Origin of the sequence: Kitasatospora sp. NPDC057223, assembly GCF_042669755.1 — a bacterium.
In the GTDB taxonomy this organism is placed as follows: domain Bacteria; phylum Actinomycetota; class Actinomycetes; order Streptomycetales; family Streptomycetaceae; genus Kitasatospora.
This window is the reverse complement of sequence record NZ_JBHUWW010000197.1, coordinates 1-11,312: the sequence shown is the minus strand read 5'-3', so window position 1 is coordinate 11,312 and position 11,312 is coordinate 1. Positions and strand designations below refer to the sequence as shown.

General features: G+C 75.0%; 10 protein-coding genes. 6 read left to right on the top strand and 4 right to left on the bottom strand.

All coding sequences use genetic code 11. From position 1 onward, the window contains the following. On the bottom strand, positions 1-1,509 hold a 1,509-nt coding region (locus ACFUK0_RS37570), incomplete at its 3' end, for a DEAD/DEAH box helicase (RefSeq protein ID WP_380258093.1). 651 nt (positions 1,510-2,160) lie between these two features. On the opposite strand from ACFUK0_RS37570, the gene ACFUK0_RS37565 reads away from it, so the two are divergent. Further along, positions 2,161-2,889 carry a ferritin-like fold-containing protein gene (locus ACFUK0_RS37565; RefSeq protein ID WP_380258092.1) on the top strand — a complete coding sequence of 243 codons (729 nt, stop codon included), beginning with the start codon at positions 2,161-2,163 and terminating at the stop codon, positions 2,887-2,889. Between the two features lie 42 nt (positions 2,890-2,931). On the opposite strand, the gene ACFUK0_RS37560 is transcribed toward ACFUK0_RS37565, so the two are convergent. The 3 genes from ACFUK0_RS37560 to ACFUK0_RS37550 all read right to left on the bottom strand — a co-directional run bounded on the left by ACFUK0_RS37560 (position 2,932) and on the right by ACFUK0_RS37550 (position 4,426). Further along, on the bottom strand, positions 2,932-3,243 hold the full coding sequence (locus ACFUK0_RS37560) for a hypothetical protein (protein WP_380258091.1): 312 nt from the start codon (positions 3,241-3,243) through the stop codon (positions 2,932-2,934). A gap of 150 nt (positions 3,244-3,393) precedes the next feature. Further along, a complete protein-coding gene (locus ACFUK0_RS37555) occupies positions 3,394-3,621 on the bottom strand; it encodes a DUF3107 domain-containing protein (RefSeq protein ID WP_380258089.1) in 228 nt (75 codons plus the stop codon). Positions 3,622-3,745: 124 nt separating this feature from the next. Beyond that, the gene (locus ACFUK0_RS37550) at positions 3,746-4,426 is read right to left on the bottom strand and encodes a TetR/AcrR family transcriptional regulator (protein ID WP_380258087.1); all 681 of its coding nucleotides are present in this window, start codon (positions 4,424-4,426) and stop codon (positions 3,746-3,748) included. 224 nt (positions 4,427-4,650) lie between these two features. Here ACFUK0_RS37550 and ACFUK0_RS37545 point away from each other — a divergent pair, with 224 nt between their 5' ends. The 5 genes from ACFUK0_RS37545 (at position 4,651) to moeZ (ending at position 11,242) form a co-directional block, all read left to right on the top strand. Then, entirely contained in the window at positions 4,651-5,607 is a 957-nt protein-coding gene (locus ACFUK0_RS37545; RefSeq protein ID WP_380258085.1) for an alpha/beta fold hydrolase, read from the top strand. A gap of 321 nt (positions 5,608-5,928) precedes the next feature. After that, on the top strand, positions 5,929-7,590 hold the full coding sequence (locus ACFUK0_RS37540; RefSeq protein ID WP_380258083.1) for a DUF3492 domain-containing protein: 1,662 nt from the start codon (positions 5,929-5,931) through the stop codon (positions 7,588-7,590). A gap of 122 nt (positions 7,591-7,712) precedes the next feature. Then, positions 7,713-8,720 (top strand): hypothetical protein, encoded by a 1,008-nt coding sequence (locus ACFUK0_RS37535; RefSeq protein WP_380258081.1) that lies wholly within the window; start codon positions 7,713-7,715, stop codon positions 8,718-8,720. Between the two features lie 93 nt (positions 8,721-8,813). Next, entirely contained in the window at positions 8,814-9,842 is a 1,029-nt protein-coding gene (locus tag ACFUK0_RS37530) for an NAD-dependent epimerase/dehydratase family protein (RefSeq protein WP_380258079.1), read from the top strand. Between the two features lie 221 nt (positions 9,843-10,063). Continuing rightward, positions 10,064-11,242 carry an adenylyltransferase/sulfurtransferase MoeZ gene (moeZ, locus tag ACFUK0_RS37525; protein ID WP_380258077.1) on the top strand — a complete coding sequence of 393 codons (1,179 nt, stop codon included), beginning with the start codon at positions 10,064-10,066 and terminating at the stop codon, positions 11,240-11,242. Positions 11,243-11,312: the final 70 nt, after the last annotated feature.

Below are 11,312 nucleotides of genomic sequence, written 5' to 3'. Positions count from 1 at the left end.
GGCGTCGGCAGTGCCCTCGCCGGCCGCCGCGCTGCGCGGGCGGCGACGGCGGCGGCGCGGGGCGCCGTCACCCTCGGCGACGGCGGCGTCGGCCGGGGCGTCGGCCGCCGGAGCGGCCTGGCCGGCCTCGACCACGGCGGCGTCCGCCACCGCGTCCGCCGCTCCGCCGCGGGTGCGGCGACGCTCGCGGGGCTTGCGGGCGGGCTTCTCCTCGGCCGCTTCGGCCGGGGCGGCGGCGGCACGGCCGTTGCCGTTGCCGGTCGCGGGCTTGGCGCCGCGCGGGGGGCGGCCGCCGGCCGAGCGCGAGCCGCGCCCGCCGGTCTCGCCGAGGTCCTCGACCTCCTCGGCGCCGAGGCCGGCCCGCGTCCGCTCGGCGCGCGGCAGCACGCCGGTGGTACCCGGGGCGATCTTCAGCAGCTCGTACAGGTGCGGCGAGGTGGAGTAGGTCTCCTCGGGCTCCGGGAACTTCAGGTCCAGCGCCTTGTTGATCAGCTGCCAGCGCGGGATGTCGTCCCAGTCGACCAGCGTCACGGCGGTGCCGGACGCCCCGGCGCGGCCGGTGCGGCCGATCCGGTGGAGGTAGGTCTTCTCGTCCTCGGGGCACTGGTAGTTGACCACGTGGGTGACGCCCTCGACGTCGATGCCGCGGGCGGCGACGTCGGTGCAGACCAGGACGTCGACCTTGCCGCTGCGGAACGCCCGCAGGGCCTGCTCGCGGGCGCCCTGGCCGAGGTCGCCGTGCACGGCGCCGGCCGCGAAGCCGCGCTGGGTCAGCTGGTCGGCGACGTCGGCGGCGGTCCGCTTGGTCCGGCAGAAGATCATCGCCAGGCCGCGGCCGTCGGACTGCAGGATGCGCGAGACCAGCTCGACCTTGTCCAGCGAGTGGGCGCGGAAGATGTGCTGGGTGGTGTTGGCCACGGTGTGGCCGGTGTCGTCCGGGGCGGCCGCCCGGATGTGCGTCGGCTGGCTCATGTACCGGCGGGCGAGGCTGATGACCTGGCCCGGCATGGTGGCCGAGAACAGCAGCGTCTGCCGCTTGGCCGGCAGCATGGCCAGGATCTTCTCGACGTCGGGCAGGAAGCCCAGGTCGAGCATCTCGTCCGCCTCGTCCAGGACGAGCGCGCGGACCCGCGACAGGTCGAGCTTCTTCTGCCCGGCGAGGTCCAGCAGGCGGCCGGGGGTGCCGACGATGATGTCGACGCCCTTCTTCAGCGCCTCGACCTGCGGCTCGTAGGCCCGGCCGCCGTAGATCGCGAGGACGCGGACGTCACGGACCTTGCCGGCGGTCTGCAGGTCGTTGGTGACCTGGGTGCACAGCTCGCGGGTCGGGACGACGATCAGCGCCTGCGGGCTCTCGCAGAGCTGCTCCTCGGTGGCCCGGCCGGCGTCGACGTCGGCACGCACGACGACGCGCTCGATCAGCGGAAGGCCGAAGCCCAGGGTCTTGCCGGTGCCCGTCTTGGCCTGGCCGATGACGTCGTGGCCGGTCAGAGCGACCGGCAGGGTCATCTCCTGGATCGGGAAGGGGTGGATGATGCCGACGGCCTCCAGGGCCTCGGCCGTCTCCGGGAGGATTCCGAGCTCCCGGAACGTGGTCTTCGTGGGTTCAGCGGTGGTGGACAGGGTGCTGCCTCTTCCATATGGAGGGCCGAGAGCGAGAGGGCGGCGGGCAGCCGCGCGGCTGCGTGCGGGCCGGATCGGCCCGGTTCACACAGCTGCGGCGGACGCACAACCGCGCCGGTCCCTGCTGCCGGCCGAGGTCGGACGGCCCGGTGAAGGCGCGTCGCCCGGCGGCGTGGGGGAGGATTTCCCATGAGGGATCCGGCGCGGGACCTTCGCCGTGGGCGTGGTCCGCGGCGGCCCTCGCTCGGCCACTGATGCGGTGCCAAGGCTTGAGGTCCAAGCCAAGGTCGGAGCCGATCGGGTCTCCGACCGGGCATCCGCGTACGTGAGCACCCGGAATCCGTGCCGGACGCGTCCGTGGAGGACGGCGTCCGCTCGGAGCCGCTCGCCCGGGCCGCCGAGAACGGCGGTGACCATGCGAGCACTACGGGCCTCCCTACCACCATACAGTCACGCGACGACTCGAACACGTGACGCGTGTGACACAGCCGGGTGGGGCCACGGCGGCGGCGGCGCGCGGGACTAAGGTTTCGGACCATGGAGACCCAAGGTGAGACCCAGGATTCCGGTGCCGGTTCGATCGGTGACTGGGCGAGCTGCTCGGCCGACCCGGGATACCGGGCAGCGGTGCTGGACCTGCTCGGCGCCCTGGCGTACGGCGAGCTGAGCGCCTTCGAGCGGCTGGCCGAGGACGCGAAGTTCGCGCCGGGCCTGGCCGACAAGGCGGCGCTGGCGAGGATGGCCTCCGCCGAGTTCCAGCACTACCAGCTGCTGCACGACCGGCTGGCCGAGGTCGGCGCGGACCCGGCGGAGGCCATGACGCCGTTCGTCGAGCCGCTGGACGGCTTCCACCGCATGACGGCGCCGTCCGACTGGCTGGAGGGCCTGGTCAAGGCGTACGTCGGCGACTCCATCGCGACCGACTTCTACCGCGAGGTGGCCGTCCGGCTGGACGACGACACCCGTGACCTGATGCTGGCGGTGATGTCCGACACCGGGCACGCGCAGTTCGCGGTCGACAAGGTCCGGCAGGCGATCGGCGAGAACCCGCGGGTCGGCGGCCGGCTGGCGCTCTGGGGCCGGCGGCTGATGGGCGAGGCGCTGAGCCAGGCGCAGCGGGTGGTGGCGGAGCGCGACGCGCTGTCGAACCTGCTGGTCGGCGGGGCGCAGGTGCAGGGCTTCGACCTGGTCGAGGTCGGCAAGATGTTCAACCGGATCACCGAGGCGCACACCAGGCGGATGGCCGCGCTCGGCCTGGCCTCGTAGCCCGCCGGGCCACGGGGGCCCGGGGTCTCGCGCTCCGGGCGGTCAGGCGTGCCGGTGCCGCCGGTGGCTCCCCGCGCGCCGGCCGCGCCGGGCGCTGCGGCGCCCGCCGGCCTGGTCCGGCCGGGCCAGCACCGAGGTCAGCAGGGCCGAGCCGGTCGCCGATATGGCCACCGTCACCGCGGGCAGCGCGCCGCCGAGGGCGTAGTGGCCCACGAAGCCGCTCAGCAGCGCCGCCACCAGCGCGGTGCCGTACGTGAGGCTCCGCGAGGGCGGGAAGTACTCCGGGCGCAGGGTCAGCGCGAGCGCGCCGACCAGCAGGCCGACGAGGACGAAGGCGATCGACTCGATGAGCAAGATCTGCCTCCGGGTGGGGTCGGGTGCGGTGCTCGGGTGCCACGTACCCGCAAGCGAACACCTGTACACACGCCGGTGACATCCGGCGACCCGGCCGGAAACGCGGTGGTGCCCCGCCCCTCGACGAGGGACGGGGCACCACCGACCAGCTCAGCTGGTGCCGAAGCCGACCTTGCGGACGGCCGGCTCGCCGATCTCCACGTACGCCAGGCGCTCGGCCGGGACGATGACGCGGCGGCCGTGCTCGTCGGTCAGCGTGAGGAGCTTCGAGGTGCCCTCCAGCGCCTTCGCGACCGCGCTCTCGACCTCATCGGCAGTCTGCGAGCTCTCGAGAACGATCTCTCGGGGCGCATTCTGCACGCCGATCTTGACCTCCACGGCTTCCGTCCCTCCGGGGTTGCAGCCATCCACGCGCGGGACCGGGACCGCCTGGAACAGGCGTTCGCGGTGATCGCGCCGTACGGCTTCACCATAGAGCACGCGCTCGGCACTCAGGTGAAGGTCAGGACATCGCCTGTTCGGCGGTGCCCTCGCCCTCGTCCTCCGAGCCCTGCGCACCGGGGTGCATCGGGAAGCCCTTCAGGCCGCGCCAGGCCAGGCTGGCGACCAGCCGCACGGCCTCGTCGTGCGGGATCTCCCGGCCCTGCGAGAGCCAGTAGCGGGCGGTGATCTGGGCCAGGCCGCAGACGCCGGCCGCGAGCAGCTTGGCCTCCGCCTCGGGGAGGTCGGTGTCCTCCGCGATGACCTTGCTGACCAGCGTGGCGCTCAGGTCGGCGGCCCGGTCGACCCGCTCGCGCACGGCGGGCTCGTTGGTCAGGTCCGACTCGAAGACCAGCCGGAACGCGCCGGACTCGCTGGCGACGTAGTGGAAGTACGCCTCCATGGTCGCGGCCACCCGCTGCTTGTTGTCGGTGGTGGCGGAGAGCGCCGTACGGGTCGCCTCCACGAGCGCGTCGCAGTGCTTGTCGAGCAGCGCGAGGTAGAGCTCCAGCTTTCCGGGGAAGTGCTGGTAGAGCACCGGCTTGCTGACCCCGGCGCGGTCGGCGATGTCGTCCATGGCCGCGGCGTGGTAGCCCTGGGCGACGAACACCTCCTGGGCCGCGCCGAGCAGTTGTTCACGGCGGGCGCTTCGCGGCAGGCGGGCACCGCGCGGGCGCTCCTGCGCCTCCTGGATGGCCGTCACGGCGCTCCTCACTTCACGGGGATCTCAACAGCACTGGCAGTGGTGACTGATTCTACTTTTCGGTAACCACATCTGCGCCGGGCGGAGCAGATAAAAGCACCGACCCCCCTTGTGGGGAGCCCACAATACGGTCTGACCACGGTCGTTGTGCAGTGGTGGGATGCGGGAAAGGTACCGCCCGGGCTCTGGGATTCACCGGCCGGGCCTCACTACCATCGTCCACCATGAGCGATGGGCAGCAGGTGCGTACCGGGAAGCCGGCCGGGGCGGAGCAGGTCCGGCAGGTGCGGACGGTCGCGGTTCCCGGCGCCGTCCTCGCCGTGCACGGTCCGGCCGGTGCCGGTCCGGGGAGCGCGGACCGGCTGCCGCCGGCGCTCTTCGTGCACGGGCTCGGCGGCTCGGCCGACAACTGGACCGAGCTGATGGACGCCCTCGCCGACGTGGTCGACGGCGAGGCCGTGGACCTGCCGGGCTTCGGCCGCTCGGCCCCGCCGCCCGACGGCAACCTCTCGCTGTCCGGGCACGTCAGGGCGGTGATCGGCTACCTGGAGGCGGCCGGCCGCGGACCCGTCCACCTGTTCGGCAACTCGCTCGGCGGCGCCGTCGCCGTCCGGCTCGCGGCGCTCCGGCCCGACCTGGTGCGCAGTCTGACGCTGATCTCCCCGGCGCTGCCCGAACTGCCGCCGCAGCGCACCGCCTGGCCGACCGGCCTGCTCGCCGTTCCCGGCCTGCCGGCCCTGCTCGGACGCCTCCCGTCGAGGGGCCGCAGCGTCGAGGACGCGGCAGACGGCCTGCTGCGGCTGGTCTACGGGGACGCCGCCGCCGTGCCGGCGCACCGGCGGGCCGACGCGGTCGCCGAGTACCGGCGCCGGATGGGGCTGCCGTACGCGATGCAGGTGCTGGCCGGCTCGGCGCGCGGGATCGTCTCGGCCTACACCGAGCGCGGCGAGCAGTCGCTGTGGCGGCAGGCCGGACAGGTACGGGTACCGGTGCTGCTGGTCTACGGGCTGCGCGACCGGCTCGTCTCGTACCGCTCCGCCCGGCGTGCCTGCACGGCGTTCGCGGACGCCCGGCTGCTGGTGCTGCCGGAGTCCGGGCACGTGGCGATGATGGAGCACACCGCGCCGGTCGCGCGGGCGGTCCGCGAGCTGCTGGCGGAGGCCCCGGCCGGCCGGTCCTGAGGGCCCCGGCCGGCCGGGCGGGGGGATTTAACGCCCCGGATCAGGGTTGGTCACGCCCGTTCACTCGTTCAGGTGGCAAGCAGGCGGCCGACCGATGGATGGTCGGCGGTCCGTCCTACCTTTTTGCTGTCGGACCGAACAGGTGTGGGGGAGTCGCAGGAACCGGACGCCCGAGCGGGCGGTGACTGCAGGGGGGCCGGGCGGGCCGGGGTGCGGCCTGCCCGGCGGCACGATCGCGGCGCCGTGCGTGGCGCCCCTCCGGAAACGCGGTGCTGCCTGCCGATCAGGCGCCTCAGCCCCCTCGACCGCTGAAGCAATCCGTTGATCCGCTCTGCTCTGGAGGTCTTCGTGCGCGTCGCACTGCTCACCGAGGGCGCTCGCCCGTACGCACAGCGTGGCGGGCCGGGCTGGGCCGCCCGGCTGACCGAAGGCCTGGGCGAGCACGAATTCGAGCTGTACGTGCTGGCCGGGCGGGGCGAGAAGGCGGCCGGGGCCGCGCCGGGGCGATTCAACGCCGTCCACGAGCTGCCGATGTGGGGCGTGCGCCCCGGCGGGCGCCGGCCGGGCGCCCTGCGCAGGGCCGGCTACCTGCGGGCCTACGAGCAGCTCGTCCGCGCACTGGTGATGCCGGGGGAGCGCGACTCGTTCGCCCCCGGGCTCTACCGGCTCGCCGCGCTGGCCCGGGAGGACGGCGCCCTGCCCGCGTTCCTCGCCTCCGGCCGGGCCCAGCGCGTCCTGGAGCGGGCCTGGCACGCACCCGGAGCCGACACCGCCGCCGGCCGGCCGATGGTCTGCGACGTGCTCGTCGCGGCCGACCTGCTGGAGCAGTGCCTGCGGCCGCTGTCCGCGCCCTGGTACGGCACCGGGCCCGGCGGCCTCGGCGCCGCCGACGTCTGCCACGTGGTCGGCGGCGGCCCGGCGGCGCTGCCCGCGCTCGCGGCCAAGCAGCTGCACGGCGTCCCGTTCGTGGTCACCGAGCAGGGCCTGCACCTGCGCGAGCAGTACGCGGGCTACCGCGAGGCGCCCTACCGCTGGCCGGTCCGGGCCCTGCTGCTCACCTTCTTCCGGCTGCTCACCGAGGAGACGTACCGGCAGGCCGCCGTGCTGACCCCGGGCAGCGCCCACGACCGGCACTGGCAGCTCCGCTGCGGGGCCGACCCGGCCCGCACCCGGGTGGTGTACGAGGGCACCCCGGCGGTGGCGCGGCCCGCCGCCGGCCCGGAGCCGGCGGCGCCCACCCTGGTCTGGGCCGGCGCCCTGGAGCCCGGCCGGGACCCGGCGCTGATGCTGCACGCCTTCGCCGAGGTCCGCGCCGGGCTGCCCGCGGCCCGGCTGCGGATCCACGGCGAGGAGAGCGCCCCCGGGTACCTCGCGCACTGCGAGGCGCTGGCCGGGCGGCTCGGGCTCGGCGACGCGGTCGAGTTCGCCGGGCGGCCCGGCTCCCCGGCCGAGGCCTGGGAGGGTGGCACCGTGGTGGTCTTCTCCGCCCTCGTCCAGCGCAGCCCCCGGCTGCTGGCGGACGCGATGCTGAGCGGCCGCGCCGTGGTGTCGACCGACACCGGGGTGGCCCGCGAGGTGGTCGGGCCGACCGGCCTGCTGGTGCCGCCGAGGGACCCGCAGGCACTCGCCGGGGCCTGCCTCGCCCTGCTCGGGGACGAGGAGCGCCGCTCGCGCCTCGGCCTGGCGGGCCGCCTGCGGGCGCAGGAACGCTTCGCCGTGGAACCGGCGGTCACCGCCTTCCGCGACATCTACCTGGAACTGCTCTCGCACTGGCCCGCCTTCCCCGACTCCGGCGGCGCCGCGGCGGGGGAGGCGCCGCGGCCGTTCGTCCGGCCGGCCGAGTACTGGATGGCGGGCGACCGGTCGGCGGCCCCGGCCGGCGCCGTACCGCTGGCCGAGGCCGGCCAGGGCGGCGGCCAGGGCGTCGACTCGGCCGCCGAGCCGGGGGAAGCGAAGCCCGAAGCCCTCGCGGAGGCCGTCTGATGGCCGGGCGCGTACCGCTGCGGGGCCCGGCACCGGAGGCGGCGCGGCGGCCCCCCGGGAGCCCGGTCACACCCGATGACGCATCCGACGGCGGGCCCGGAGCCGTACCGACCGGGGATCCGGTGCGCGAGCTGATGGCCCGCCACCGCACCCTCTGCGAGCAGGCCGTCGACCCGCTGGAGATCGCCGCCGGGCTGGAGGACGCCGGCGTCGGCCCCGGCACGGCGGCCCGCTGCCGCCATGCGGACGTCTTCGCGCTCGCCGAGGAGATGTACGCGCGGGTGCCGCGCCGCCCGCCGGACTCCGCCGCGGCCGAGCCCGCCGAGCCGTGGGGCAGCCGCTCCGGCGCGGCCCTGCGCACGGCCCTCGCGGTGGCGCTCCCGTGCGCGGCCCTGGCCGCCGTCCGGGCCGTGCGGCCGGCCGGCCCGGTCGAGCTGCTCGCGGAGCTGGTCGCGGGCGGCGCGCTCGCCGTCGGCTGCGCCGGGCAGGTGCCGCGGGGTCGCCGGCGGCCGGCCGGGCTCGGGTACGGCCTCGGCGCGGCCGCCGTCCTGCTGCTGCCGCTGGTCGCCGGCGCCGGCCGGCCGCAGGCGGCGATGGCCCTGGCCGCCGCCGTGGCGATGGGTGCGGCCGAGTGGTCCGCCCGCTGGTTCCGGCACGTCGGCCGGGTGCACCTGCGGGGGGCCCGGACGATTCCCGACTTCCGCGGCCGGCTGCGTCCCGTCCTGCCGGTGGCGGTGGGCCTGTACCTCGCGGCGCTGGGCGTGCTGACCTTCACCGCTCTCGCGGTGCTGACCGTCGTGCTGCCCCGGCCCGGCCCGCAGCCTGGCGGGCTGCTGCACGCCGTCGTCCAGCGGGCCGACGGGGTGCAGTGGGCGGCGCAGGCCGCCCTCGGGCTGCTGCTGGTGCTCGCCACGCTGCTGCTGCACTGCGGCCGGGCGGGTGCGGCGGCCGCCGGGCTGGCCGCGGGGGCCGCGGCCACCGCGCTGCCGGTCCTGCTCCCGGCGGCCGGCGGGCCGCTGTTCGCCGGGCACGGCGTGGTCGGCGCCCAACTCCTCGGCTGCGGGGCGGCGGGCGCCGTCCTGCTGCCCTGCGCCTGGGTGCTGCTCGGCCGGCCGGGCTCGCACCGCTGAGGGGCCGCCCGCCGGCCGGGCCTCCCGGCCGACCACCTGTTCACAACTGATCCGCCAGGCCCTGGGCCTCGCTTCGTGGAAGGACGCCCCCTGATGAGGGTGCTGCTGTTGGGTGCCGACGGCTTTATCGGCCGTCGGGTCACCGATCGTCTGCTCGTGGACCAGGAGTTGCAGGTGACGGTGCTCGGCCGGCGTGACTCGGCCGACATCCGCTTCGACCTGACGACCGGGAGCCCGGGTGCGCTGGCCCGCTTCCTGGACGCGGTGGCCCCGCAGGTGGTGATCAACTGCGCCGGGGCGACGTACGGCAGCTCCCGGGTGCTGATCCGGGCGAACACGCTGGCCGTGGCCACGGTGTGCGAGGCGATCCGGCGCAGCCGGGAGCCGGCCCGGCTGGTGCACGTGGGCTCGGCGGCCGAGTACGGGCCGGTGCCGGGCGGGATCCCGGTCGCGGAGAGCGCGGAGCCGCGCCCGGTCGGCCCGTACGGCGTGTCCAAGCTCGCCGGGACGGAGCTGGTGCTGGCCTCCGGGCTGGACGCCGCGGTGCTGCGGGTGTTCGACGTGGTGGGGCCGGGCGCGCCGACGGCCTCGCTGTTCGGCCGGCTCGCGGAGGGGCTGCGGCGGGCGCTGGAGCGGGACGAGACGGTCGTCCGGATGCCGGACCTCTCGGGGTACCGGGATTTCGTCGACGTCCGGGACGTCGCACGGGCGATCCAGTCGGCGGCGGTCTCGGCGGCCACCGGGGTGATCAACATCGGTAGCGGCAACGCCGTCCGGGCCCGGGACGCGGCGCAGCTGCTGGTGCGGACGGCCGGCTTCGAGGGCACCGTGGCGGAGGAGACCCGCCAGCCGCTGCTGCCCGCGCAGGCGGTCGGCGCGGGCGACCAGCTGCTGCACCCGCTCGCGCACCACCTGGCCGGTCACCGCGCCGGGGACCCGCGCCCGGGTGAGGGGCGCGGCCCGGAGGGGAGGGCCGTCGACGGGCGGTCGCCGGCGGCGGAGCCCGTCCCGTGGCGGCAGGCGGACGTCCGCACGGCCAGGGACCGTCTCGGCTGGCGGACACAGGTGCCGCTGGAGGAGTCGCTCGGCGACATCTGGCTGGAGACGGCCTGCCGGGTCTGAGCCGCCGGGCCGAGCCGCCGCAGGGGCCGGCCGGGCCCCGGCCGCCGCACCGTCGCGCGGCCGGGGCACGGTCCCACGATCCGGTGTGAATCGTCTCGCCCATCGGACGGGCTGTCTCGGAATACAGAGGTGGCATGACACTGTTGGCCTAGCAAAGCCACCGTTCGACGGAGCCGGATGCCGGCCACGGCGAACCTGAACTGACGACCATCGGAGTCACCGTGTCGCTGCCACCCCTGGTCGAGCCGGCCGCCGAGCTCACCGTCGACGAGGTCCGCAGGTACTCCCGCCACCTGATCATCCCCGACGTGGGCATGGCCGGGCAGAAGCGGCTGAAGAACGCCAAGGTGCTGTGCGTCGGCGCCGGCGGCCTCGGGTCCCCCGCACTGATGTACCTGGCCGCGGCCGGTGTGGGCACGCTCGGCATCGTCGAGTTCGACGTCGTCGACGAGTCCAACCTGCAGCGCCAGATCATCCACGGTCAGTCCGACATCGGCCGCTCCAAGGGCGAGTCCGCCCGCGAGTCGGTGCAGGAGATCAACCCCTACGTCAACGTGATCCTCCACGAGGACCGCCTCGACAACTCCAACGTGATGGAGATCTTCTCCGGCTACGACCTGATCGTGGACGGCACCGACAACTTCGCCACCCGGTACCTGGTGAACGACGCCGCGGTGCTGCTCGGCAAGCCGTACGTGTGGGGCTCGATCTACCGCTTCGACGGCCAGGCCAGCGTGTTCTGGGCCGAGCACGGCCCCTGCTACCGCTGCCTCTACCCCGAGGCGCCGCCGGCCGGCATGGTCCCGTCCTGCTCCGAGGGCGGCGTGCTGGGCGTGCTCTGCGCGTCCATCGGCTCGATCCAGGTCACCGAGGCGATCAAGCTGCTGGCCGGTGTCGGCGAGCCGCTGGTCGGCCGGCTGATGATCTACGACGCCCTGGAGATGAACTACCGCCAGGTCAAGATCCGTCGCGACCCGGACTGCGCGCTCTGCGGCGAGAACCCCACCGTCACCGAGCTGATCGACTACGAGGCCTTCTGCGGCGTCGTCTCCGACGAGGCGCAGGCCGCCGCGGCCGGCTCGACGATCACCTCGAAGCAGCTCAAGCAGTGGCAGGACGACAAGGAGGACATCCTCCTGATCGACGTCCGCGAGCCCGGCGAGTACGAGATCGTCAGCATCCCCGGCGCCGTGCTGATCCCGAAGAACGAGTTCCTCATGGGCAACGCCCTGGAGACGCTCCCGCAGGACAAGAAGATCGTGCTGCACTGCAAGTCGGGCGTCCGCTCGGCCGAGGTGCTGGCGGTGCTGAAGTCCGCGGGCTTCGCCGACTCCGTCCACCTCGGTGGCGGCATCCTCGGCTGGATCAGCCAGATCGAGCCGCACAAGCCGGCGTACTAGGCCTGAACCGCGAGGGGCCTCGACGCCGGGAGGCTGCGCAGCCAGAGCGGGATCGCGGTGGCCCTGGGAG